This is a genomic window from Leptospira kanakyensis (assembly GCF_004769235.1).
In the GTDB taxonomy this organism is placed as follows: Bacteria; Spirochaetota; Leptospiria; order Leptospirales; family Leptospiraceae; genus Leptospira_A; species Leptospira_A kanakyensis.
Genome location: NZ_RQFG01000019.1, coordinates 643,085 through 667,193, shown reverse-complemented (window position 1 = coordinate 667,193; position 24,109 = coordinate 643,085). Strand labels below are relative to the sequence as shown.

The window sequence follows — 24,109 nt, the reverse complement described above, 5'->3', positions numbered from 1 at the left end:
GGTAGCGTAAATGAATCCCATTCGAATGAAAAAACTCGAATCGGAGATCATTCGCCTTATCTCCACAGCAATTTTGGAAGGCAAGGTAAAAGACCCTAGGGTCTTTTTACCAAGTTTCCATCGGATTGAGATCAGCGAAGATCTCAAGTATGCGAAAGTTTATTTCACTGCTCTATGTAATAACAATGAAAGGAAAAAACTCACACAAGGACTTGTTTCTTGTGCTGGTTTTCTTTCTTCCCTTGTGGGAAAAAATCTCCACTTACATACCAATCCCAAGTTTAGTTTTGTCTGGGACAATAATTACATCAAAAGTTTGGAAGTGAATCGTCTGATCGATGAGTCTGCTCCCAAAACTCTTTTTGAAGAACTCCATCCAGAAGAATCTGAAACCGAAGATGAGGATGATGATTCCGATCTGGATCCAAAATCACCATCCTAAAGAGAAATGGATGGTTGTTGTTAGAACGAAGAGTCATCAAATAGCCGAAGGAAAATTTCCTTTCGTGTGATTATACACTCAAAAGACAACTTGCTTTGATTAGGTGGCCATATCCTATGTCTAAACCCTACCATTCTGGATTTTTATTTGTCTACAAACCACCAGGGATCACAAGTTCCGATTTGGTTCTAAAAACCAAACGGATCTTAGGTCAGAAATCGGTGGGCCATACCGGAACTTTGGACCGGTTTGCCGAAGGCCTACTCATTTTACCTTGTGGGGATTACACTGCGTTCTCCCAAGTATTTCTTGGAAAAGATAAATCTTACTTTGCGGAAGTGGTGGTCGGTCTAAAAACCGATTCGGGAGATCCAGATGGGGTGGTGGAAGTGGACGAAAGAAATACAATCCGTCCCCGTTTTGCATCCGAATTTCCAATCCAACAATTGGAAGAGGAACTAAAAAAACTCACGGCACTGACATCCCAAAAAGCACCCAAAATTTCGGCTCTAAAAGTCGGTGGGAAACGCCAATCCGATTTAGTTCGGGAAGGCTCGCCTGTGGAAGAAAAAGAAAGGCCCATTAGAATCGATAAGGTCGCAGATGTCATGCAGACTGAACTTGGATTTTCGTTTCGGATCCATGTGAGTTCTGGAACTTACATTCGTAAAATCATCCTCGACCTTTCCGAGAAATGGGGCATCCCCCTTTCCCTTGGCAGGCTCGTGCGGGAATCCATTGGGGAATACAATTTGGATGGAGTGGGAACCCTAGACCAAATTTCCTCCAAAGACTTACGAAATTGGAAAGAAGTTTTCCCACTTCCTGTTCGGATCGTAGACGAAGCGGAAAAAAAAGCCGTCATCCATGGCGGATACATTTGGGACAAACTCCCAAAGCCTGTCGAAAACGGGTTTTATATTGTGGATGCAGATGAAAAAACCATCCTTGCTTGGTGTGATTACGAAGGGAAACCGGAGCACATTCCTTACCGGTACAGAAAAGTATTTTTTGACCCTTCTGCAAAAATTATGTTTTCTAAATGAGTCCTTCTTAAAATCTGGACACTAGTATGATCACAAAAGAACAAAAACAGCAGATCATTGCTACATTCGGTAGCAAACCAAACGACACAGGTTCTGCAGAAGTACAAATCGCTCTTCTCGACTCTCGAATCAAAGACCTTACTGAGCATTTCAAAGCGAATAAGAAGGACTTTCACTCTCGCCGCGGTCTAATCGCAATGGTGAACCAGAGAAAGAGTTTGTTGGAATACCTTAAAAAGTCCAACGTAGAAAGTTATAAAAAGCTGATTGAAAAACTCGGCCTTAGGAAGTAATTCCTATGGCTACAGAGTTCACTGGTTCTTGGGGTAGAGACTCTATCACCATTGAGACCGGCAAGTGGGCGAAACAAGCTCACGGGTCGGTTGTATACAAAACCGGAAATTTGGTTCTCCTTGCCACAGTTTGTGCGGCTGACGAACCAAAAGAAGGACAAGATTTTTTCCCACTCACTTGCGAATACACAGAGAAAGCCTATTCTGTAGGTCGTTTTCCTGGTGGTTACTTCAAACGCGAAGCAAAACCAGCAGAACACGAAGTTTTACTCTCTCGAATTCTCGATCGTCCCATTCGCCCTATGTTTCCAGAAGGTTACTTCTCAGAAGTACAACTTCTCGTTCAAGTATTATCAGCAGACAAACAAGTATCTGTCCAAGGCCATGCGATTAACGCAGCTTCGGCGGCACTTTCTGTTTCTTCGATTCCATTTGCTGGCCCTATCGCTGGTGCTCGTATCGGTCGTATCGGTGGAGAATTTGTTCTCAACCCTACAAACGAAGAAATTACAAAATCTGATTTGGATTTGGTAGTTGCGGGAACCAAAGATGCCATCGTAATGATCGAAGGGGAAGCAAACGAAATCTCCAAAGATGATATGATGGCAGCACTTCGTTTTGCACAGGAACAATTGAAGGTTGCTGTGGCGATGCAAGAAGAGTTGGCTAAGAAAAATGGAACGGTAAAAAAGGAAGTTGTTTTAAAAGCTCCTGATAAAGACCTCCATGCTAAAATTCGTGCGTTTGCTTTTGACCGTTTGACTGCTGCGAACAAAAACGCAGACAAAGCAAAACGTAACGATGACATCAAAGCCATCAACAAAGAGACTGTAGAACATTTTAAAACTCTACTCGCTCCAGAAGACAAATCAAAAGATATCAAACATTTCTTACATGAATTAGAATATGAAGTGGTTCGCGAACTTGTGCTCGGCGAAGGAATTCGTTTTGACGGTCGTAAAACCAATGAAATTCGTCAAATTTCTTGTGAAGTGGATGTCCTTCCTGGGCCTCATGGTTCGGCAGTGTTCACTCGTGGACAAACCCAATCACTTGGTGTTGTCACTCTAGGAACAACTTCTGACAACCAAAGATACGAAACTTTGGAAGGTTCGAAAGAGAAGAACTTTATGTTGCACTACAATTTCCCAGCATTCTCTGTGGGAGAGGTGCGTCGTAACTCAGGTCCTGGTCGTCGTGAAATAGGTCACGGAAACTTGGCGGAACGTGCGATTAAAAAAGTTCTACCGACTCAGGCAGACTTTCCTTATGTCATCCGTATTGTTTCTGAAATTTTAGAATCCAATGGATCTTCCTCTATGGCTTCCGTTTGTTCGGGAACCTTGGCTCTAATGGCTGGTGGAGTTCCGATTTCTGGTCCAGTTTCTGGAATTGCAATGGGTCTTTTCAGTGATGAAAAAGGTCGATTTGCGGTTCTTTCTGACATTGCCGGAATCGAAGACCACTTTGGTGACATGGACTTCAAACTAGCAGGAACCAAAAAAGGAATCACTGCTTTCCAAATGGATCTAAAAGTCAATGGACTTGGTTTGGAAGTTTTACAAAAAGCCATTGAACAAGCAGAAGTCGGTCGTGACCATATCCTTGGGGAAATGAACAAAGCGATTTCTTCCGTAAAAGGAAATTTGAGTAACAATGCACCACGCATCACTCTGAAACAAATTCCTAAAGATCGTATTGGCGAACTCATTGGCCCTGGTGGTAAAATGATTCGTGCGATCATTGAACAATCGGGCTCTGAAATTTCTGTGGATGACACAGGTAAAGTAACCATTGCTTCACCAAGTGAAGAGTCTAAAGACAAAGCCATTGCTATGATCGACGGTATCTTTGAAGAAATCGAAGTAGGTAAAATCTACGACGGTGTCATCAAACGAATTGCTGACTTTGGTGCTTTTGTTGAAATTTTGCCAGGAAAAGAAGGTCTCTGCCATATCTCTAAACTAGATGTGAAACGAGTGCAATCGGTTCGTGACATTGTTTCCGAAGGGGACAAAATCCAAGTAAAGGTAATTTCCGTTGATAAAATGGGAAAAATCGACCTTTCTCGTAAGGATGTTCTTTTAGACAACTAAACAGTCCCCAAACGACTGTTTGGGGGGAGTAACCAAATGGCATCCGTTATCGAATGCAAAAGGACTGTTTTACCTAATGGGTTAACGGTTCTTTTCCAACCTATGAAACACGCATCCTCAATGGGGGTGGGTGTTTTTTTGAAACAAGGCAGTCTTGCCGAAACCAATTCCGAACATGGATACTTTCACTTTTTAGAGCATATGCTCTTCAAAGACACGGTAAACCGAACCAGCAAAGAAATCGCTGAATCCATTGAACGTGTGGGTGGAATTTTAAATGGTTCCACTGGCCGTGAATATACCCAATACTATGTAGTTGCCATCAAAGACCAAGCGGAACTTGCTTTTGATATCCTTTCCGATATGCTCTTTCGTCCTCTTTTTCGTAAAGAAGACATCCACATCGAAAAAGGTGTCATTATGGAAGAGATGCGTTCTTATGAAGATGCCCCTGATGATTTTGTTTATGATTATTACTTTCGTAATATTTTTGGAAAGTCACCTTACGGCCGTGATATCATTGGAACGAAAAAATCAGTCACCGGTGTGAGTGAAAAATCCATCCGGACTTTTTTTGAAAAACACTACTTCCCAAAGAACATGGTGATTTCTGTTTCTGGAAATTTCACTTGGGAAAAAATTTTAGACTTAACGAATAAATATTTTTCCTTTGAAAATCCTAAGGGTAAAAACCCGACGGAGCTCATCATTCCAGCACCTAAAAAAAGTTATTCGAAGCATTTGGAACGTCGTAAAATCGAACAGTTTCATATTATGCTTGGTGTGAATGGAAACCAGAGAGATTACCGAACGGTAACTGTCACCCAACTCATCTCTACCATCCTTGGTGGGGGAATGGCATCAAGGCTCTTCCAAAACATCAGGGAAAAAGAAGGGCTCTGTTATAGCATTTATAGTTTTCCTTCCTATTACAAAACAACGGGGCTTTTTTCGATCTCTTCTGCGACTTCGAAAGAAAAAGCAGCACGCTGCGTGGAACTGATTCTAAAGGAATTGGAAAGTATTGCAAAAAACGGATTTTCCAAATCGGAACTTGCCGATGCAAAATCCAATCAAATGGGTTCCATTGCTATTGGTTATGAACTTCCAGAAAACCGAATGAATAATATTGGCCTCCAAGAAATTTACTATGGTAAGTATTTTTCTTTGGAAGACCGAATGAAATCCATCAAGTCGGTGACCTTGGAGGAAATCAATGAAACCGCAAAACAATTGTTTGATCTAAAAAAAGTGCATTTGTCTTGTGTGGGAGATATGTCTGAATCTCAGTTTGCCAAAATCCCCATACAGTTTGGTGGATAGGTGAAACGTCCGGAAAGAACCCAGAGTGAAGATATAAAAAAACAAACTCCACAAAGAAGATGGGAAGCAGGTAGGATTCTTGCGTAGAACCTTCTGGCCTGGCACCAATAGAAAGAAAACGACGCATACAAAGGACAAAATGAAATTACCTGAAATTCACATCCAGATTTTAAAAGAGGGGGCAGTGATCCCTGAATACAAAACTTCCGGTTCCGCCGGAATGGATTTGTCGGCATGTCTTTCTGAAAATCTCATCCTACCGAATGGCAAAGTGGTTTTTGTCCCGACTGGTCTTGCCATGGCCATTCCCGAAGGATACGAAGGCCAAGTTCGTCCAAGAAGTGGATTTTCCACCAAGAACCGCATCATGATGCCCAATAGTCCTGGAACCATCGATTCGGATTACCGGGGAGAAATTCTCATTCCACTTCTAAACTTGAGTGGAGAAGACTTTGTTCTGGAGCCGGGTACTCGGGTGGCGCAAATGGTTCTCCATTCGGTAGCACAGCTGCCCGTTCAAGTGGTAACAGAACTTTCCGCCACAGAAAGGGGAACCGGCGGATTTGGGAGCACAGGAAAATAAGACATAATTAGAAAAAAAGACACTTAGCTTTTTTTGAACTCTACCGATAGGAAGCTGTAGAGGTGCTTTTTTATGATGCGATCCCTTTGGACCGGTGCTACCGGGATGATTGCCCAACAATTCCATATTGATACGGTTGCCAATAACCTTGCCAACGTAAACACCACTGGTTTTAAAAAGAACCGCGTGGACTTTGAAGATTTAGTTTATCAACACCAAGTGCTTGCGGGAACTCCAGCCACCTCTGTTTCCGAAATTCCTACTGGTGTGAATGTGGGTCATGGTGTGAAAGTCGCCGCCACACAAAAGTTATTCGAAATTGGTTCTTTCCAAGCCACAGGAAACAAACTTGACCTTGCCCTAACCGGCGAGATGGCATTTTTTAAAATCCAAATGCCAGATGGAACTTTTTCCTACTCAAGGGACGGATCTTATAAAATTGATTCCAACCAACAAGTGGTTACATCGAACGGTTACTTACTCGAGCCACCGATCATCCTTCCTGAAAATGCGATCCTCAATACTTTGATGGTTTCCGAAGAAGGAGAAGTCACTGTTAAAATCGGTAACGATATTCGTCCAACTACCATTGGCCAATTGGAACTTTACCGGTTTGTGAACCCGGCAGGTCTCCAAGCTGTGGGAAAAAACTTATTTCGGGAAACTGTGGCTTCCGGCCCAGAAATTCCAGGAATGCCTTCGCAGGAAGGGTATGGAAGTGTTTTACAAGGGTTTTTAGAGATGAGTAACGTAAAGATCGTAGAAGAGATGGTGAATATGATTGTGGCACAAAGGGCCTATGAATCCAATTCCAAAACCATCCAAACCTCAGATAACATGCTTTCTACGGCGATTGGACTCAAACGTTAATGAAACTTTGGGTTCTATTCTTTTTTAGTTTAGGTTTCACTTTGCCCACCTTGGCAAGTGGGAAAGATTTTCGACTCTACTTAAAACCCAAAACCATTGTGGGTGCAGGGGAGATCCGTCTGTCTGATTTTACCAACTGGAAAGGAAACTGGAACCCAGTCATTTTTCAAAATTTACAATCACCAAAAATTCTGACTCCCGAACAATTGGTAAATGTTTTAAATTCTCGTTATAGTTTAGAAACAAAAGAAACAGGTGAATCTGTTTCTTTTGAAGTGATGGGAAAAGAGGGAATTTTACTCCCTAAAACCACTCTCGTTCCTAAAAAAGATTTAGAACGTTCCCTTTGGAAAGAACTAAGAGAATCCGTTGAACAGACGATTGGTGAAGATGGAGAATTGTTTCGACTCAGTTCTGAAAAAGATTCGTTGTTTGTAATCTCCGGAACCAAACTCGTTTGGAGAAATACTGGCCGCACCCTTCATGGAGGAAAAAGACTTTTTCCTTTGGATTATTATTTTGAAGGAAAGATGGTTCATTCTGAATCTGTTCCCTTTCTGATTGAAGAAAAGAAAAAAGCCTATTTTTCCAAGAGAGAAATTCCCGCAAAAACGGTCTTAACTGAGGAAGATGTAGAAATCCGATCATTTTTTACAGCAGACCATAACCGCGAATATGTGGAAGAAAGTCCCGTTGGGAAAACAGCTCTGAATGCTCTCACTTCTGATACAACCATTGAAAAAAAACAAGTCCGCACCCTTCACACCATTGAAAGGGGACAAGAAGTACAACTTGTTTATACTACTGGTAATCTTTTATTAAAAATTAAAACAAGAGCACTTGCATCAGGAAACAAAGGTGATGAAATTTCTGTTCTCAACTTAGCTTCTCAAAAAATCATCAAAGCCAGAGTTCAAAATGAAGGGATCTGCCTTCTGGAAGAGATTTGAAATATTTATGAAACCATATAGCCGTTTAGATTCAAAACTATATCCGCATTCGAATTTAAAGCAAAAAACTAACCCAGAAAAACATTCTCAGGTTCGCTCTCCCATTGGCAGAAATCTTCTGATATCATTTTTTGAATTTCTGATCGTAGGCATTTTAACTTTTACAGGACTTGCCGTTTTTGCTGCGGATTCTTTATGGAAAGATAAAGATCCTTATTCTTATCCCAAAACCATCCAACCAGGAACAGTGGTAAAGGTAGTTTTGAAAAACGGACTCCGTGTGGAATATGAGTCCGAATATAAAGCTACTTTTGATAACGATATCAAAACCGTTCCAGATAAAAAATTGGTTCCTGATCTTCCAGCTTATAACTCAAATTCTACATACATGAGGTCAAAAGTAGGAAAATCCAAATCCCAAGGCAAAGTGGTGGGTGTGATGGCAGTTCTTGTCACTGGAATTGATCCGGGAACGGGAAATTTGGAACTTGAGGGAAGTAAGGTATTTAATTTATCAGAAGAAAGAATTAACCTTCGTTTGTCGGGAACTATCTCTCCAGAAGACCTAGACAAAAATCGTTTTATTTCCAGTGATCTGATTGCCAACCTAAGAGTGGAATACCAAGGAACCTTAAACCCTAAAGAACTCACAAATCCGAACATCCAAATGAAACGGATCACAAATCCCGATGGAACTGTAACTGAAAAAGCAGAACTATCGGAGCCGGAAAAACAAGAAATCATTTTAAAGAATATCAAACGACTCTTAGGTGAAAGTGAGTAAGTAAGTATGACTATTTTGAATCAAAATTTGTTAAACCTAAAGTTGAAAAAAGAAATTTTCCGTTTTTTCTCTAATCCCTTTGTCGCACTTGCCATTTTTTTCTTTGCGACTCTCCCTAGTTTTGCCGTAGAAACGAGACTAAAAGATTTAGTGCGAATTGATGCGGTCAGGGAAAACCAACTCACAGGCTTTGGACTTGTGGTTGGTCTCAATGGAACAGGAGATACAAAAAATCCGCTCACGGAAGAGGCCTTACAAAATTACCTCGCAGGTCTTGGTGTGAATACCAAAAAGAATCTGAGAGATGCCAAAAATACCGCTTCGGTGCTTATCACTGCTAATGTTCCGGTCAACTTGAAAGAAGGAGATAAAATCGATGTTTTGGTTTCTTCACTAGGGGATGCACGTTCCCTCGAGGGAGGAGTACTTTTGCAATCTCCTCTCAAAGCAGGGAATGGGGAAACCATTGCTGTTGCTTCCGGCGTACTCGCGTTTGGTGGAAAAGAGAAAAAACGTGGTGGAGCTGATAAAAAATCAGGATCGAATACCGCTCTTGTTCCTATGGGTGCGATTTTGGAAAAATCAGTTCCCAATGCCCCAGTAACCAAATCAGTCAAACTCACACTTCTTGAAAAAGATTATACAACGATGGGTGCGATTGTGGATGCCATCACCGCCGAACTTGCTGTGTTTCCAGAGGTGGTATCTCCCACAGAAGTCCTTGTTCCCCTTCCACTAAAAAATCCAGGCCAGACTCCAGCGAGCGAAATGGCAGCCGGCGAACCCAAACTGGATTTGGCCTTTCTTGCTAAATTAGAAAACTTAATAGTCAACTCTTCGCCTGTCGCTCGGGTGGTGATCAACGAAAGGACAGGGACCATTGTGATGGGAGCAAATATCGCCATTGATGAGGTTGCCATTTCCCAACAAGGCCTCACCATCCAAATTGCAAGTAGAGACAAGTCTCGGTATTTTTTCCCCATCCAAGAAGAGGGAAAGGGTGAATCTGTTTTTGTTTTAAAAGAAACCACCCAAGTTTCTGACGTAGTGGGAGCTTTGAACAAAGTCGGAGCATCGACTCGGGACATTATCTCCATTTTGGAGGCCTTAAAAAAACAAGGGGCCTTAAAAGCAGAACTTGTGATTCAGTAATTTGGAAATCTGCCGATAGGTTTAGTAGACATAATATGGACATTCATAAAATCCAAGACTATTCGAATCGTCTGAGCCGTTCCCAGGACGAATCCATTCTGAACCGGATGAAATCCTATTCGGATGAAATGAAATCACCCAAAAAAGAAGGTGTGTCCGATTTCCAGAACCTACTAGAAAACCATGAAGAAATTATGGGTAAGGTGAGTTCTTCTGCCCTCCGAGTTCCACAAAACATTCGTGAGGAAATTAAAGAAGATCCTTACAGAAAAAAACTCTATGATGCGTCTGTTGAATTTGAATCTGTATTTGTGAAGATGATGTTAAAAGAAATGAAAAACAGCGTCCACAAAGAGAAACTCATTGATGGTGGTTATGCGGAAGAAATTTTTGAAGATATGTTATACGATGAGTATGCAAAAAACATTTCTCAAAATGAATCGATGGGACTTGCAGAAGAGATCTACAAACAAATGTCAGCTTCTCTTCCGCCGGTGAAAAAAAATCCTTATCTCTAGACATTAGCCTTTTGTTGGAAAGGCTAATGTCTACTAAAGTTAAAAATTAAATTGGTTCCTAACTTAGTTTTTAAACCTAAACTAAATCTTTAAAAGATATCTTTTTTAGTTCCTCTTTAAGTTTTCCTTCTAACTGACTCAAACTTTCATTCAGTTTTGTAGAAAGATTGGAAAGTTCCTTTGGTGCTCCTAATTTAAAACTAGAAGTTTGTTCGTATAACGCTACCAAGTCTATCTGTTCTGTTAGTTTGACTGGTGCGATCCTTTTGTCTTCCGTTGTTTCTACTAGTTTTGCTTGGGTTAACTTTTCTAAAATGGTATTTAAATCTTTTTCTGGCATCAGTAACTTTTTCCTTAAACCAGAAAGTTTGATGAGTTCTCCTTCTTTTGATTGGTGGTCATACGTGAGGGTCAAAACTTGAATGGTTTTGTAAAACTCATAGGATAAATTACTATCAATATCTTCAAAGGGATGTTTGGGAAGAATGTATCTGTCTGGGAATTGTAAAGTAGCAGTGACCTCTGCACCATACAAAATGATGAGAGAGATGGAATAAATGGCAAGTAAGGCAATCGGAATGGCTGCGAGTGCCTTATACACTAACATCGTTTTTTCTGTAAATGAGGTTAGGTAGATATTGATAAACCCCCAAAAGAAAATGATGAGAATGACCCCGGTCACTGCCGCTCCAATGGAAGATGCTTTTAAAGGGACTTTTGTATTGGGGATGATGTTAAAAATTAACAAAAAGAAAAGCCAAAGTGCAAGGAGTGGAAGCAGGATTTGAAAAATAGAATAGAGAGAAAAAAATCTTTTTCCTCCTTGGTATTTTTTCCAAATGGTTTGGCCTTTTGCATCTTCTTCCACTCGAATGATTTTATTAAATTCTCCTACGCCAACCAAACCTAACATAGTTTCGTTTGTGGAATTTGTTTCCCCTTGGGTTTCAATTTCCACAGTTTCTTCCGTAGGTAAAACAGTTCCGTCCGCTGCGACCTCCACTTCCGTATTTTTTTTGGAAAGGAGGATCATATCCAAAATCATACCAGCTTTTCCTTTATAAGCTGTGGACCAATTTTCTCCTTCATCTTCTGACAAAAGAATATCTCCAAGGGAAGTAAGGATATAAACATCGTAATCTTGTTTTTTCGGAGAAGCAAAAACCCAAACACGTTCGTAGGAATACTTTCTATGGCTTAATTCACTCCAAGTATAACCACCGTCAGTTGTTTTAAAAATAACACCACTATCACCAACTAAAAATCCTACGTTTCGGTTTAAAAAAGCAATGTCATTGAGTGGTTTCGGTGATATCTCTTGAGGAAAAAAGGTAACTCCTCCATCACTGGTTTTCCAAAGTCTTCCTTCGCGATCTAAAATAAAACCATCCTTATCGGAGAAAAAACGAATCCGAATCGGGGTGATGGCAGGATCTGTAAACCGTTTGATTTCCTTTAAGGTTTTACCGATTTCATACCGAAGGGTGCGAGTGTCTTTGGTAAGAATGAATAGAGTATCATAATCGATTGCTCCAAAATCAGAGACAGAAATTCCTTTGAGAGAATGAAGATTCCAAGTTTTACCTAAATCATTCGAATAAAGAAAGGTTCCTTCTTCCGAGATGGAAAATAGTGCATTCCCAACGCTTCGAATTCGGAAAAAATTTTCCTTAGAGATATCTGGTTTTTTACATGTTCCTGTTTCTACTGTATCAAAATCAATACAAAGCATATTTTCGAAATCAATGCTAGAATTTGGAATGAAGGATACGGATTTATTTAGTTCTTTGATACTTCCAATATTTCCTTTTTCTCCTGCCACCCATAGATCACCATGTTTGGTGGAAACAATTGATTTGAGGTGGGGAGGGCGAACGGAATCAGAAATTTTATCTGTGATATTTTTTCCAACCACAAAGAGGAGGGGCCCAAAGGAAATTAAAAAGAAGTAAAATACAAATTTATTAATAAAATTTCTGTGAAGGTCAATTTTCCAAATGATATGGAATGCCTTTTCTAAAGACCGCAACACTGCCGTAGCGGAAAAAATAAAAACAACAAAACCAACGGCTCCAATTTGAGAAGCGGTTGCGATGATGTCTGTCAAAGTTTCGAGATATGGTGTGATATCAAATTGGATGTTGTTGCGAAGAAGGTAGGCATTGATTTCATCTACCATTTCCCCCTGCCTGGTTTGGATTCCCGAAGCCACCGTGATGAGGGCAAGGGCCACCGTGAGTGTTGGGATCAGAGTGACTATGGTTGTATAGGCAAGACTTGATCCAATGATGAGGCAATCATCTTTCATAAACCTATGGATGGAAACGAGTAAAACTCGAATCCCTAAAATGAGTTTTCTTTTCCAACCTTTTTCTTCTGGAATCGTTGTGAGTCGGACAAGTAAAGTAGGTTGGGTGAGATCATTCATTGGGGTTACCTATTTTTTAAAAGCGTACAAAACGTAACTTGAAGTGATGGGAAATCCATTTCGTTTCCATTTTGACTTAAAATGATAATACGAAATGCGAAACCATTGGAAGTAGTCTTTCCATTTTTGAAAAGAACCTCTTGATTTTTGAAGTTTCGCATACAAAGGAAAATCCACTCCGAAGTATGATAAAAAACGACTAAATCCAAGGTTCGTCAATATTTTTTTTAGGATGGTATCGGAGTAATAAAAAACATGGCCAGGCATGTAGTAGTGGTAGTTCGGGCCTTCTGTTTTGGCTTGCCATCCATCAAAATTGGCGGTTTGTAATAGGAGAAGTCCTCCCGGTTTTAAAATCCTGCTAAGTTCTTTAAAAAACAAATTCGGATTTTCGATATGTTCGATCACTTCTACCATCGTGATCACCTGGAAATGTTCGTTTGGAAATTCTGCACCCAGTAAGTCCCCTTGAAAGGTAGGGATTCCATTTTCATTCGCATAACGGGAAGCATACTCAGAAATTTCCACACCTTGGACGGAAAAACCGGCTTCTTTCGCTGTTTCTAAAAATCCCCCGAACGAGGATCCAATGTCTAAAAAGTTTCCGGACTTTATAAATCTTTGGATATTTCGAATCCTTGCTTTCCAAACATATCGAAAAAATTTTTTATGATCCCTTTCATCTATGTATGTATACTCTGCTTTGCCTTGGTAGTAGTCTTTGGTATAAAGTTCCTTTTGGTTGGGACGAGGATAGAGTGCTTGGAGTTTACAGTGTTTGCATTCTACAATGGACAATCCTGAATATTTTCCTGTAGTTTTGTATAAGGGTCGCCAATCATTTGTTTGGTCAAGAGGGCATATTTCGGTCAAAGAAGGGTTCGGATTCATTATTTTTCAGCAAGGAAAAACCAGTGACAAATTCGTTCTTCTAATTTGTTGAGGGGAGTTCTTTCCGAATAACCAATCGAAACTTTGGAAAAAATGGATAAAAATGATTTTAAATCTTCAAGGGAATAGGTTTCCGCATAACCACCGCTTAAGTCGGATAAGTTTATTTTTCCTTGTGTTAGACCCAGATGGGTATCCCCATCCGCGCGGATCGAACCCAAAAGATACCCGCCGGTATCCAAGGTTTCATATAAAGAAGAGAGGAGTTTTTTTGCCTCTTCTCTTTGGTTGTAATGGAAAACTCCCCAACTTAAGATGAGCCCAAATTCTTTTGTAGAAAATGGGAGGTTAGAATTTGGAGTGTGGAGGAAACGAATCGGTGGTTTACCTTCATTTAAGAGATCAATGGTGGTTTTTGAGTTGTCACAACCAGTGACAAGATAACCTTCATTTTGCAAAAGATAAGAATGCCTTCCAGAACCACATCCAAAGTCGAGAGCCTTCCTGTTTTTAGGTTGGATTCTAGACAAAAGACGGACTAAATTTTCATCCGGAAAGGACAATTTTGATTTTGGCCTTTCATAGTGTTCATCCCAGACATTTTTCATGAATTGATTCTTTGGAAAATGGAATCTAACCAATCTTCGGCGGAAATAGATAGTTTGGTTGAGATGCCAAACACCTGGGTTCTTTTGTGATTCCCTTCTAATTTATCGAGAGCGGCACCTGTCGGAATTAATTGTTTTTGGAAAAAGACCGTTTCGCCAGTGTTTGGTTCTAAGACAAAGGGTTCGCCCATCTTTTTTTGGCGTTCTGGGGGAAGGGTAAAAACTAATGCCGATTTGGTGACCCCATCTTTTGCTTTTTTTAAAAAACCTGGCCTTGTTTTTTCGCCAATGGTCACAGAAAGTAAATCATTAAAGTATTTATATCCGTAGTGTTCGGGGATAAGAACATCTGCCAAAAATTCTCCGCCCACTTCAGGAGCTGATTCGATGAGAAGGCATTCTTTATTTTTGGTGATTTTGAATTCAGCAACGAAAGGTCCCGTTTTTAGTTTGGTTGCCGTGACAACTGCTTGGCAGATCATTTTGATTTCCCCTGCCAAATCGATATGTTGGGACGGTGCCACATGGGCCACCTCGATAAAGTTAGGTTTTCCTGTGGTAATTTTGTCTGTGAGGGAAATCAAATAAAATCTTCTAGCAATGACAAAACCAAGGACAGTCACTTCATCTCCAGAAATCAAAGGTTCCAAAAGATAACCTTCACTTGCTTTCAAACGAGTGATTTTTTTAAACTCTGCTTCCGATTCGAATACAGTAATTCCTTTTTTCCCAGAACCTTCTTTGGGTTTGGCGATGAGGGGAAACTTGAGTTTTATTTTTTTTTCTTTGGCTTTCGTTTGTAAACTGGATTGGAGAGAAGCGGGAAGGGGGATCCCAAATTTCGACACTGCCGTTTTGAACCTTTCTTTGTCCAAAAACAAATTTACCGTATCACGAGGATTTCCCCGGAGTTTTAATTTTTCTGCTAAATAAGAAACTGTATAAACTGCTTTTCCAAATGACCTGGAACCCACTCCCATCAGTTTGAAAGGAAGAGGGACACGACTCATGGCATGAAGGATTTTTCTATACTCATGAGTAGATTCTAATATGCGAATGTCTGATTCCACAAGACCAGGAGCCTCTGGATTTGTGTCTACCGAGATCACCTTCAGCCCTCTTGCCTTTGCTGCACGAATGAGTGGGATTTGGTTCTCTCCGGCTCCAATGGAAAGATAACTGCCGGTCAGCTGTTTCATCTATGAACCGCGAGACCCGCCTCTTCTTTGGACTCCTGTATTGCCACCACCTGAAGTTTGGTTTCTGCCAAAAGTAGGTTTGGAAACGGCAGGGCTTCCTTTCTTTTTCGCGGCTTCATTTTGGGATTTGGTCAGTTCTTCCTGGTTGACGAGGACAATGGCCTTACCTTCGATTTCTTTTCCGTTGAGAGCCGAAATTGCTTTGGTTGCATCAGCATCCGCCATATCTGCCGTTCCATATCCCAAGGATACCTTGGTGATTTTGTCCCGTTTGATTTGGAGGTGTTCCACTTTTCCATGAGCAGAAAGAAGTTTTTCTAAGGCTTCTTCGGTGAGCGACTGGGGGAGGTTTCCAATGGATAACTTCATGTCCTTCTTTTCTATGAATTTTCGTGAAAACTTCAACTCTTTTTTGACTATGTCGCATTTTCTCTTGGGGAATCGGCGGATCTTGTCGAAAGAAAATATAGGTAGGAACGTTATGTTACGAGGACTCTATACTGGTGCCAATGGGATGATTTCCCAACAAGTGAGAATGGATGTGGTTGCCAACAATTTGGCCAATGTGGATAAAACTGCTTTTAAAAAAGATACCACAGTCTTCAAAACCTTTCCCGAAATGTTACTCCATCGATACTCAGAAGATGGGATTGGAAAAACTCCGATGGGTTCCTTTGATACATCCCCAGTTGTCGGTAAACTGGGGTTTGGTGCCGAGGTAAACGAAGTGTACACTCGCTTCGAACAAGGGGCTGTGAAAAAAACTGATAATATTTTTGATTTGATGGTGCAAGACCAACCTGGAATGGAAAAACCTGCCTTCTTTTCCGTTCTTACCAATCGTGGGGAACGCCTCACTCGGAGTGGGAGTTTTGTTTTGGATAAAAACGGGTTTGTGGTGACTCCCCAAGGGTTTCCTCTTCTCGGCGAAAAAGGTCCCATCCAAGTGAACCAAGGAAATTTCCTTGTGAAAGAAAATGGGGAAATCTATATCAATGCCAAACTCGGAACCGCTCCCAAAGACGGAACCAATTTTAGCGAAAACAGATTCGAAGACCCAGTCCTACTCGATAAATTAAAAATCCGCACGGTTGAAAACCCACGCCACTTAGACAAAGAAGGGGACTCGTTTTATTCCGACACTCCTGAATCCGGCGAACCTACGGCCTTTCCAGAACTTCTTGCCCCACAAGTCTTACAAGGTTATTTAGAAGCTTCGAATGTATCTGTTGTGACTGAGATGGTAGACATGATTGAAGTAAACCGCGCTTACGAAGCCAATTCCAAAACCATGCAAACCCAAGACAGTTTACTGGGTCGACTATTTGAGATCATGCGATAGGATAAATTACCGCATAATCTATTTGATTCGAGCTGAGAAATCCTTCCATCAAGGGTTGTTGTAAAAATTTAAATTACCTTTACAACAACCCCCTTTCGAATGTCCACTTGCTACATAAACCTTTGTTAACGAATATTATTTAGCGTTACGCAATTTTTTTAAGATAGCACCTTCGAATAGTTTATATGCATAGTGTTGCATCGTAAGGATAAAGGAAGCACCCGCGCCTACTGGGAAATTAAATTTTGGATCTTTTTCATGAATCACTTGAACGATGGTGCTTATCACTGGTTCAGGCGTTGGCGAATTACTGAATTCATTTTTAGAAAAAGCCGCAGTTTGTTTCCGTAATACATCATAATCTTCAATTTGCAAATCAGAACGAACCGCATTATTACCAATATTGGTTTGGAAACTCATTGGTTCCACCATACTTACTTTAATGTTAAAGTCTCTAAGTTCAAAACGTAGAACCTTAAAGTAACCTTCAAGTGCATGTTTTGAGGCTGAGTAGTAGGAAACGGTTGGTAGTCCAATCAGTCCTAAAAATGATCCAACGGTTATGATTTTTCCAGATCTTTGTTTTCTAAAGTAGGGTAACAACTGATTGGTGATTTTAACAGTCCCCCAAAAATTAGTTTCAAATTGTTGTTTCCCTAAATCAACCGAAGTCTCTTCTGCAAGACCTGCAACTAAATACCCTGCGTTATTGATTAAAACATCTAACTTTGCAATTTCATTAAACAATCGTTTCCCAAAGGATTCGATGGAGCTATCCGAGGTAATGTCTAATTCAATCATTTTAAAAGGGACTTGGGAAGAATGGTTTTTTGGATTTCGGCTTGTACCGACCACAGTATGACCGTCCTTGTGGAGTTTATTTGCAATCAGAAGCCCGATTCCGGAAGAAGCGCCTGTAACGAGAATTGTCTGTTTCATATTTTATCCTTGTCTTGTATCATGTAAATTGAGATCCATATACTAATCACTTGCAATTCACAAGTAAAATGGACGAAAACTACTTTCAATTTGCAAGTGAAATTTTGGAAAATTATGCCAACAAATCAAAAAAGATCAGATTGCCCCATTAGTTGTTCTCTTGATATCTGGGGGGATAAGTGGTCCCTTCTCATTATCAGAGACCTCATGAACCATAAAAAATGCACTTATGGTGATTTTTTGAAATCAGGAGAAGGCATTGCTACAAATATTCTGGCATCCAGGCTTCAGTTGCTCGAGGAAAATGATCTGATTGAAAAATTAGACCATCCTGATAGCAAAGCAAAAGTTCTGTATCAGTTAACGAATAAAGGAATCGATTTACTTCCTATCTTAGTGGAAATTCATCTATGGGCTGAAAAGTATTTTGATATTCCTAAAGATCTAAAAGATAGAATGAAAGCAGTAAAAAAAGATAAAGAAACAGTTGTGCGCACTCTGATGAAAGACCTAAAAAAGGAACTGGCTTCTCCTACCGAGAAGGAATAGATAAATAAAATCTTTCTTAATGAATCATCTGATATCCTTTCTGCCATAGGATTTATTTTCTCGTGTGAATCCCCGAAAGACATTGTATTAAATTTATATTAAATTCTTTTTACTAGAACTTCGATTCGATCCACTTTCGGGGAGCGGGCTACTCCGGGGTGCGCTAACGCTCCCGTCTGACATCCGTCAGACCAAGCCCTTCGTATCCCTTTCACGGGAGGAGAGGAAAACATTTTTAGTATGCATAATTTTTTGCTTTTATAATTTTGGATCCAACAATGCGATACGTTTCATTGATTTTTTGTGGTCTATTCCTATCTTTCTTTTTGAACTGTAGTCAACTTTCCGAATATTCAGAAGACGATTGTAAAGACGAATACAATCATAGTAAAAAACAATTAACAGATCGTCTGATAACAACTTATTTTAGCTCTAAAGACCAATTACAAATAGATCTAACAATAATACAACTTTTGGAAGTAGATCAAAAACGCTCAAAATGTTCCCAAGGTAGGATTTGATTTTTTGTTTCTATTTTCCTTAGAATAATCGAGGAGTTCAGTCAAAACAATTAGAATATAACATTAAATTTGTTTTAACTCCTTGTTCCCCCATCCACACGATACACAGATCCCGTAATGAAACTGGATTCTTCGGATGCTAAGAAGGTTATGAGGTTTGCCACTTCCGATGGTTTGCCAAGCCTTCCCATGGGAATATTTTTTTCCATCGCATCCTTTCCTCTTTCACCAGCTACATCTAGGATGGCAGTTTCTGTCCAACCGGGGCAAACTGCATTGATCCGAACACCAAATCGTGCGACTTCTAAGGCGCCTGTGGTTGTCAGTTCAATCACTCCCGCTTTGGCTACGCAATAAGGTCCAAGCGAAGGAGAAGCACCAAGTCCTGCGATGGAGGCAACATTGATAATAGACCCACCGATACGGTCACCAAGCATCAATTTTGTGGCATATTTTTGGCACCAGAATACACTGGTTAGATCCATTAAGATCAAACGGTTCCAAACCTCTGTTGTCACTTTATGCATAAATGTTGGTTTGTTGGCAATTCCCGCATTGTTTACCATAATATCCAATCTTTGGTTGCGAGATTTGAATGTTTCAACAAGGGAGATGATTTCTTCTTCGGCTGTGACATCACATTTGATCAATTCCGCTGAACCACCGAAGGATTCAATTTCTGTGACAACGTGGGCACCCTCTGTTAGATTGATGTCTGATACAATGACATGAGCCCCTTTTTTTGCAAGTAACAGGGAAGTTTCTCTTCCAATTCCTAGGGCACCACCAGTAACAATGGCGTTTTTATTTTTTAGAATTTGATCCATGGCCAAGGGTAACCTTAGGATTGGAAAGAGCGCAAGCCAATTACCGATCCTTTTTCCTTAAATGGTTTTAATGTGATCCGAATGGTCTACTTACTTGGCTGTGAATATTGGTGAACCAATTGGACTATTTTTGTTTGATTCGAGCAAAAATTAATTTAGTAAATTCGAATATATGAATGTACGTTATGTTTTGATTCCGTAAAAAACTTAGTTATTTTCTTTATAGTGAATATTCTTACAATTGATTGCATGTAAAGGAACATCCTCTTTGTTTTTAGTAATAGTACTTAAAATAAAAGAAAGAAATTAGAATCCATCTAATTTGCGAGTATCCAAAGAATCCGTAGATGAATGATAGGATTTAGTTGGTGTAGGAACAGAGTCAATGGGAATCGAATTGCTAAAACATTTTTTTATCTTAGATGCAAACCAATTAAACTTTGTGGAAGGAACTTATAATTATTGGTTGGTTTCCCTTTCGATTTTGATTTCTATTTTTGCATCTTGGATTTCCTTATACATGCTCAGTCGTTTTTCCAACGTTGAGAACAAATACTCTCGTTTAGCAATTCTATTTACTTCGAGTCTATCGATGGGTGGAGCCGTTTGGTCGATGCACTTTATTGGTATGCTGTCTTTTGAATTGTGCACAAAAGTCACTTACCATAAACTAACTACCATTTTATCTATCCTTCCCAGTTTTTTTGCTTCTTTTTTCGCATTACAAACATTAAGCAAAAAAAGGATCACACGTAAGGAATTAATTTCTGTCGGAATCCTTGTTGGTGCCGGCATTGGATTTATGCATTATATGGGAATGGCTGCAATGGAAATGCGGCCAAGGTTAATGTATGATCCGTATTTATTTTTGGTTTCCCTCGTTGTTGCAATTTCTTTTGCGATTCTTTCTATTTTCATTCAGTTCCGATTAAAAAATTCTAATTTAAAAATTCGAAGTTTTTATCTCACTTTGTTTAGCGGTATCGTTATGGGTAGTGCTATATCTGGAATGCATTATACGGGTATGGCTGCGGCTCGTTTTGTCATCGAACCAAACCAGGTGTTAGATAACTCATCTTCTGATCAATTGTTTATGGTCGCTCTAGTTGGTTTTGGAAGTATTTTTGTGATTGGTTCTGCTGTAGTTACCATTGCTTTTATTAGTTATAAAGATCTTTTTCAAAATCTATTGAAAAGTGAATCTAGGTTACGGGCAATCATTGAAACTGCGGCTGATGCAATTGTGATGATTAATACAAAAGGGATCATCCAAGAGTTTAATATTACCGCCGAAAAGATGTTTGGTTGGAAAACAAAAGAAATCATTGGGAAAAATGTAAGTATTCTGATGCCGAGCCCCTTTCAAGGTGAACATGACCATTACCTTTCTAATTATTTAAAAACTGGGGATGCTAAAATCATTGGGGTGGGTCGGGAAACGCTTGCCATTCGAAAAGATGGAACTACCTTCCCAATTCGATTGGCAATTGGTCACACAAAACTTCCGCAAGATGATATCTTTGTTGGACTCATTAGTGACATTTCGGAAAGGATTTTGATTGAAAATGCTCTCAAGGAAAATGAGGAACAATTAAAGTCCTTCATCCAAAACATCCCCGGTGTTGTTTACAGATGTCTCGTTGATGAAGACTGGACCTCTGTTTTTATGAGTGATGCAATTTCAACTTTATCTGGATATCCTGCGAAAGACTTTTTGCAACCAAATCGCAAACGTACTTTTACCGAAATCATTCACCCGGAAGATCGTGCCCATGTCGCCAATATCATCCAAAATGCCATCGATTTGTCTGATACATTTGTATTAAACTACCGGATCATTCAAAAATCGGGGGAGATCCGTTGGGTTTTAGAATATGGTGGTCTCGTTTTAGATGAAAACAATAAGGTTAAATTTTTGGATGGGGTGATTTTAGATAATACTGATCGAAGGATGATTGAAGAAGCACTGATTGATTCTAAAGAAAAAGCGGAGATGGCTGCAATTACTAAAACGACATTTTTGGCAAATATGAGTCACGAAATCAGAACTCCGATGAATGCCATTATTGGATTTACTGAAGTATTGTTATCGGGTGACTTAATTGGTAATCAAAAAAATCATTTAGAAACTGTTAAAAATTCCGCCAAATCATTGTTAAGATTGCTTAATGATGTATTAAATTCTGCTAAACTCGATCGCGGTGCTGTAGAATTAGAAATTATAGATTTTTCATTGATTTCTCTAGTTGATCAGGTTTGTTCCACAATGGGAATTGAATCCAAACGAAAAGGATTAGATTTTCGTTATATGCTCGGTGAAAATTTGGAAGAATATTATAAAGGTGATAGTCTTCGCATTCGACAAATTTTAACGAACTTACTTGGGAACGCCATTAAGTTTACTAAAGAAGGGTTCATCCACCTAAACATTACAACTAAAGATGGGGAAGTTTTGTTTCACATCCAAGATAGTGGGATCGGGATTGCTGAGGATCGAATGGAAAAAATTTTTGATCCTTTCACACAAGCCGATGTTTCCATGAGTCGAAAATTTGGAGGGACTGGTCTTGGTACCACAATCTCTAAACAATTGGTGGAATTGATGAAAGGGAAAATCTGGGTAGAAAGTGAACTTGGAGTGGGAACTCAGTTTTATGTTTCTCTTCCTTTGGAGAAGGGTAAACCCATTTTGGAAATCAATGAAAAAATTGATTTTGATTTACCTAGTTTGGATATTCTCATTGTGGATGACGTCAAACAGAATGTGGAACTCATCCAACTCCTAATGACAACCAATGGGCATATGGTAGATATTGCAAAAAATGGTTTGGAGGCTTTGGAGATTTTTAAGTCTAAACATTTTGATTTGGTTCTTATGGACATCCAAATGCCAGAGATGGATGGATTGGAAGCCACGAGGCAGATTCGTAATTTCGAAAAACAAAACTCTCACCGTACACCGATTATTGCTCTTTCTGCTAGTGTTTTTGAAGAAGACAAACAGTCGGCAAAAGATGCGGGAATGGACGGGTTTGTTTCTAAGCCGATCGACATACATGATTTATTCTTTGAAATTAAAAAACTTCTGGGTGGGGCCGTTGAAATTCCAAACCAAAAAAAATCCGACCTAAATTCAGGTGAAACGTTTCAATTCGATAGGGGTGTGGCTTTATTTGGATCTTTAGAAAAGTATATCACTATGTTAGATGGATTTTTTAAGGATTTTAAGGCCGAGATTGAGGAATACTCGGATCATTCAAAAGATATATCAGACCAACAATCATTTCTACACAAAATCAAAGGTGTTTCCTCTAATTTAGGAATTGTTCCTATTTCTCAAGTGACTCTTCGTTTAGAAGAAAAACTACTAAACAAACTAAGTCTAAATAAAAACGAATTCGAAAGTTTAAAATCGGCTTTCTTTGATGCATTCAGTTTATTTCAAAATAAATATGAAAATAGAATTCCAAAAAATGGGAATCGGTCTTTAGAAGGAAAAGTAATTTCTTCAAACGATAAAAGACAAATTCTTAAGTCCATTCAGGATTTAACTGAGTCCTTTTCTCGTGGATCGGTAGACCAACAAAAATGGAAGAATTTGTATGACTTATTGGATGGAACTAAATATTTTACTAACGTTTCAGAAATTGAATCATCGATCCAACAATTTGATTTTGAAAAAACGATTCAAAAGCTAAAAAATCTCAAAGATATAATTTCAGGAGATCCTAGTGCAGATAAACTCTAAACCTAAAATTTTAATTGTTGATGATGAACCCACCAATTTACAGATATTAAACGAGATTTTGCAAAATGATTATACTCTTTTATTTGCAAAAGATGGTTTGAAAGGAATAGAACTAGCAGAATCGCAAGAACCTGATTTAATCCTTTTGGATGTGATGATGCCTGAAGTGACAGGCCACGAGGTTTGCAAAGTTCTAAAGTCGAATGAAAAAACAAAATTCATTCCTGTGATTTTTGTAACAGCACTGACCGATGTTGGTGATGAAGAAAAAGGATTTGGTCTCGGGGCTGTTGATTATATTACAAAACCAGTAAGTCCGCCGATTGTAAAGGTCCGAATTAAAAACCATTTATCTCTTGTGGATGTGAATGAAGTAAAAGCTACGCGATTACAAATTGTGCAACGTCTCGGTATGGCTTCTGAATACAAAGACAATGAAACGGGAATGCATGTCATTCGGATGAGTCATTATTCGCAAAGCCTCGCCTTGGCGTATGGTTATTCGAATGAAGCAGCCGAAGAAATTTTAAACGCGGCTCCCATGCATGACGTGGGAAAAATTGGAATTCCCGACCAGATCATCCAAAAACCGGGGAAACTGACTCCGGAAGAATGGGAAATCATGAAACGCCATCCTGAAATTGGGGCCGAAATCATTGGAGACCATAATTCAAGTTTATTAAAACTAGCGAAGTCCATTGCCATCACTCACCACGAAAAATTTGATGGGACAGGTTATCCTTACGGATTAAAAGGTGAAAAGATTCCGTTGGAAGGCCGTATCATTGCGATTGCCGATGTGTTTGATGCTTTAACTACGGTTCGTCCTTATAAAAAAGCCTGGGAAGTGGATGCAGCCATTGAGTTTTTGAAAAAGGAATCGGGAACACATTTTGACCCGGCTCTTGTAGAAAAATTCATTTCTGTCTTACCAAAAATTCTTGAAATCAAAAACCAATGGCCGGAAGAAACATAAAAAACAAATCCTTGATTTGGTACA

The 24,109-nt window shown here is 39.5% G+C and carries 22 protein-coding genes; 15 read left to right on the top strand and 7 right to left on the bottom strand.

Annotated elements, in window-relative coordinates:
- Nucleotides 1-10 precede the first annotated feature (10 nt).
- The 11 genes from rbfA (at nt 11) to EHQ16_RS17460 (ending at nt 10,057) form a co-directional block, all read left to right on the top strand.
- Nucleotides 11-442, top strand: coding sequence for a 30S ribosome-binding factor RbfA (rbfA, locus tag EHQ16_RS17510; protein WP_135632457.1), 432 nt, complete (start codon nt 11-13; stop codon nt 440-442).
- Between the two features lie 116 nt (nt 443-558).
- Nucleotides 559-1,488 carry a tRNA pseudouridine(55) synthase TruB gene (truB, locus tag EHQ16_RS17505; RefSeq protein ID WP_135632456.1) on the top strand — a complete coding sequence of 310 codons (930 nt, stop codon included), beginning with the start codon at nt 559-561 and terminating at the stop codon, nt 1,486-1,488.
- A gap of 26 nt (nt 1,489-1,514) precedes the next feature.
- Nucleotides 1,515-1,781, top strand: a complete 267-nt coding sequence (gene rpsO / locus EHQ16_RS17500) for a 30S ribosomal protein S15 (protein WP_100742754.1) — start codon at nt 1,515-1,517, stop codon at nt 1,779-1,781.
- Nucleotides 1,782-1,786: 5 nt separating this feature from the next.
- On the top strand, nt 1,787-3,877 hold the full coding sequence (gene pnp / locus EHQ16_RS17495; RefSeq protein WP_135632455.1) for a polyribonucleotide nucleotidyltransferase: 2,091 nt from the start codon (nt 1,787-1,789) through the stop codon (nt 3,875-3,877).
- 36 nt (nt 3,878-3,913) lie between these two features.
- Nucleotides 3,914-5,200: a M16 family metallopeptidase gene (locus EHQ16_RS17490; protein ID WP_135632454.1), complete on the top strand. Its 1,287-nt coding sequence runs from the start codon at nt 3,914-3,916 to the stop codon at nt 5,198-5,200.
- A gap of 139 nt (nt 5,201-5,339) precedes the next feature.
- Complete coding sequence (gene dut / locus EHQ16_RS17485; RefSeq protein WP_135632453.1) at nt 5,340-5,783, top strand: dUTP diphosphatase; 444 nt, start codon at nt 5,340-5,342, stop codon at nt 5,781-5,783.
- A 72-nt stretch (nt 5,784-5,855) separates the two neighbouring features.
- Nucleotides 5,856-6,653, top strand: a complete 798-nt coding sequence (gene flgG, locus EHQ16_RS17480; RefSeq protein WP_004788667.1) for a flagellar basal-body rod protein FlgG — start codon at nt 5,856-5,858, stop codon at nt 6,651-6,653.
- Entirely contained in the window at nt 6,653-7,603 is a 951-nt protein-coding gene (gene flgA, locus EHQ16_RS17475; protein WP_135632452.1) for a flagellar basal body P-ring formation chaperone FlgA, read from the top strand. Before flgG ends, flgA begins: the two co-directional genes overlap by 1 nt.
- Nucleotides 7,604-7,610: 7 nt before the next feature.
- Nucleotides 7,611-8,387 carry a flagellar basal body L-ring protein FlgH gene (locus EHQ16_RS17470; RefSeq protein ID WP_135632451.1) on the top strand — a complete coding sequence of 259 codons (777 nt, stop codon included), beginning with the start codon at nt 7,611-7,613 and terminating at the stop codon, nt 8,385-8,387.
- Between the two features lie 6 nt (nt 8,388-8,393).
- The gene (locus EHQ16_RS17465; protein WP_135632450.1) at nt 8,394-9,539 is read left to right on the top strand and encodes a flagellar basal body P-ring protein FlgI; all 1,146 of its coding nucleotides are present in this window, start codon (nt 8,394-8,396) and stop codon (nt 9,537-9,539) included.
- Nucleotides 9,540-9,574: 35 nt separating this feature from the next.
- Entirely contained in the window at nt 9,575-10,057 is a 483-nt protein-coding gene (locus EHQ16_RS17460; protein WP_135632449.1) for a rod-binding protein, read from the top strand.
- Nucleotides 10,058-10,133: 76 nt separating this feature from the next.
- Here the strand turns inward: EHQ16_RS17460 and EHQ16_RS17455 are convergent, their stop codons facing one another.
- From EHQ16_RS17455 to EHQ16_RS17435, 5 genes are read right to left on the bottom strand one after another with little or no spacing between them, the layout of a single operon-like run.
- Nucleotides 10,134-12,485 carry a YhjD/YihY/BrkB family envelope integrity protein gene (locus EHQ16_RS17455; RefSeq protein ID WP_135632448.1) on the bottom strand — a complete coding sequence of 784 codons (2,352 nt, stop codon included), beginning with the start codon at nt 12,483-12,485 and terminating at the stop codon, nt 10,134-10,136.
- A gap of 9 nt (nt 12,486-12,494) precedes the next feature.
- Nucleotides 12,495-13,376: a class I SAM-dependent methyltransferase gene (locus EHQ16_RS17450; RefSeq protein WP_135632447.1), complete on the bottom strand. Its 882-nt coding sequence runs from the start codon at nt 13,374-13,376 to the stop codon at nt 12,495-12,497.
- Nucleotides 13,376-13,984, bottom strand: coding sequence for a class I SAM-dependent methyltransferase (locus EHQ16_RS17445; protein WP_135632446.1), 609 nt, complete (start codon nt 13,982-13,984; stop codon nt 13,376-13,378). The genes EHQ16_RS17450 and EHQ16_RS17445 overlap by 1 nt, the downstream gene beginning before the upstream one ends.
- On the bottom strand, nt 13,981-15,183 hold the full coding sequence (locus EHQ16_RS17440; protein ID WP_135632445.1) for an ATP-grasp domain-containing protein: 1,203 nt from the start codon (nt 15,181-15,183) through the stop codon (nt 13,981-13,983). Before EHQ16_RS17440 ends, EHQ16_RS17445 begins: the two co-directional genes overlap by 4 nt.
- A complete protein-coding gene (locus EHQ16_RS17435; RefSeq protein ID WP_135600463.1) occupies nt 15,184-15,552 on the bottom strand; it encodes an RNA recognition motif domain-containing protein in 369 nt (122 codons plus the stop codon).
- A 112-nt stretch (nt 15,553-15,664) separates the two neighbouring features.
- Here EHQ16_RS17435 and EHQ16_RS17430 point away from each other — a divergent pair, with 112 nt between their 5' ends.
- Nucleotides 15,665-16,525, top strand: a complete 861-nt coding sequence (locus tag EHQ16_RS17430) for a flagellar hook-basal body protein (RefSeq protein ID WP_135569832.1) — start codon at nt 15,665-15,667, stop codon at nt 16,523-16,525.
- Between the two features lie 135 nt (nt 16,526-16,660).
- On the opposite strand, the gene EHQ16_RS17425 is transcribed toward EHQ16_RS17430, so the two are convergent.
- Nucleotides 16,661-17,464: an SDR family NAD(P)-dependent oxidoreductase gene (locus tag EHQ16_RS17425; protein WP_135632444.1), complete on the bottom strand. Its 804-nt coding sequence runs from the start codon at nt 17,462-17,464 to the stop codon at nt 16,661-16,663.
- 114 nt (nt 17,465-17,578) lie between these two features.
- Between EHQ16_RS17425 and EHQ16_RS17420 the strand changes: the two genes are divergently transcribed.
- Nucleotides 17,579-18,013, top strand: coding sequence for a winged helix-turn-helix transcriptional regulator (locus EHQ16_RS17420; protein WP_135632443.1), 435 nt, complete (start codon nt 17,579-17,581; stop codon nt 18,011-18,013).
- 595 nt (nt 18,014-18,608) lie between these two features.
- Here EHQ16_RS17420 and EHQ16_RS17415 read toward each other — a convergent pair.
- Complete coding sequence (locus tag EHQ16_RS17415; RefSeq protein ID WP_135632442.1) at nt 18,609-19,361, bottom strand: SDR family NAD(P)-dependent oxidoreductase; 753 nt, start codon at nt 19,359-19,361, stop codon at nt 18,609-18,611.
- Between the two features lie 385 nt (nt 19,362-19,746).
- Here EHQ16_RS17415 and EHQ16_RS17410 point away from each other — a divergent pair, with 385 nt between their 5' ends.
- Both EHQ16_RS17410 and EHQ16_RS17405 read left to right on the top strand, forming a co-directional pair.
- Nucleotides 19,747-23,109, top strand: coding sequence for an MHYT domain-containing protein (locus tag EHQ16_RS17410; protein WP_135632441.1), 3,363 nt, complete (start codon nt 19,747-19,749; stop codon nt 23,107-23,109).
- Nucleotides 23,093-24,085 carry an HD domain-containing phosphohydrolase gene (locus EHQ16_RS17405; protein ID WP_135632440.1) on the top strand — a complete coding sequence of 331 codons (993 nt, stop codon included), beginning with the start codon at nt 23,093-23,095 and terminating at the stop codon, nt 24,083-24,085. The genes EHQ16_RS17410 and EHQ16_RS17405 overlap by 17 nt, the downstream gene beginning before the upstream one ends.
- The last annotated feature ends 24 nt before the right edge of the window (nt 24,086-24,109 follow it).

What these genes read in the sequence shown, in the direction of transcription:
- EHQ16_RS17435 (WP_135600463.1), bottom strand. Translation starts at nt 15,552, where the DNA reads ATGAAGTTATCCATTGGAAACCTCCCCCAGTCGCTCACCGAAGAAGCC.
- rbfA (WP_135632457.1), top strand. Translation starts at nt 11, where the DNA reads ATGAATCCCATTCGAATGAAAAAACTCGAATCGGAGATCATTCGCCTT.
- truB (WP_135632456.1), top strand. Translation starts at nt 559, where the DNA reads ATGTCTAAACCCTACCATTCTGGATTTTTATTTGTCTACAAACCACCA.
- EHQ16_RS17440 (WP_135632445.1), bottom strand. Translation starts at nt 15,183, where the DNA reads ATGAAACAGCTGACCGGCAGTTATCTTTCCATTGGAGCCGGAGAGAAC.
- EHQ16_RS17470 (WP_135632451.1), top strand. Translation starts at nt 7,611, where the DNA reads ATGAAACCATATAGCCGTTTAGATTCAAAACTATATCCGCATTCGAAT.
- EHQ16_RS17425 (WP_135632444.1), bottom strand. Translation starts at nt 17,464, where the DNA reads ATGAAACAGACAATTCTCGTTACAGGCGCTTCTTCCGGAATCGGGCTT.
- flgA (WP_135632452.1), top strand. Translation starts at nt 6,653, where the DNA reads ATGAAACTTTGGGTTCTATTCTTTTTTAGTTTAGGTTTCACTTTGCCC.
- EHQ16_RS17445 (WP_135632446.1), bottom strand. Translation starts at nt 13,984, where the DNA reads ATGAAAAATGTCTGGGATGAACACTATGAAAGGCCAAAATCAAAATTG.
- EHQ16_RS17410 (WP_135632441.1), top strand. Translation starts at nt 19,747, where the DNA reads ATGGGAATCGAATTGCTAAAACATTTTTTTATCTTAGATGCAAACCAA.
- EHQ16_RS17420 (WP_135632443.1), top strand. Translation starts at nt 17,579, where the DNA reads ATGCCAACAAATCAAAAAAGATCAGATTGCCCCATTAGTTGTTCTCTT.
- dut (WP_135632453.1), top strand. Translation starts at nt 5,340, where the DNA reads ATGAAATTACCTGAAATTCACATCCAGATTTTAAAAGAGGGGGCAGTG.
- EHQ16_RS17430 (WP_135569832.1), top strand. Translation starts at nt 15,665, where the DNA reads ATGTTACGAGGACTCTATACTGGTGCCAATGGGATGATTTCCCAACAA.
- EHQ16_RS17450 (WP_135632447.1), bottom strand. Translation starts at nt 13,376, where the DNA reads ATGAATCCGAACCCTTCTTTGACCGAAATATGCCCTCTTGACCAAACA.
- EHQ16_RS17460 (WP_135632449.1), top strand. Translation starts at nt 9,575, where the DNA reads ATGGACATTCATAAAATCCAAGACTATTCGAATCGTCTGAGCCGTTCC.
- EHQ16_RS17465 (WP_135632450.1), top strand. Translation starts at nt 8,394, where the DNA reads ATGACTATTTTGAATCAAAATTTGTTAAACCTAAAGTTGAAAAAAGAA.
- flgG (WP_004788667.1), top strand. Translation starts at nt 5,856, where the DNA reads ATGATGCGATCCCTTTGGACCGGTGCTACCGGGATGATTGCCCAACAA.
- EHQ16_RS17490 (WP_135632454.1), top strand. Translation starts at nt 3,914, where the DNA reads ATGGCATCCGTTATCGAATGCAAAAGGACTGTTTTACCTAATGGGTTA.
- rpsO (WP_100742754.1), top strand. Translation starts at nt 1,515, where the DNA reads ATGATCACAAAAGAACAAAAACAGCAGATCATTGCTACATTCGGTAGC.
- EHQ16_RS17455 (WP_135632448.1), bottom strand. Translation starts at nt 12,485, where the DNA reads ATGAATGATCTCACCCAACCTACTTTACTTGTCCGACTCACAACGATT.
- pnp (WP_135632455.1), top strand. Translation starts at nt 1,787, where the DNA reads ATGGCTACAGAGTTCACTGGTTCTTGGGGTAGAGACTCTATCACCATT.
- EHQ16_RS17415 (WP_135632442.1), bottom strand. Translation starts at nt 19,361, where the DNA reads ATGGATCAAATTCTAAAAAATAAAAACGCCATTGTTACTGGTGGTGCC.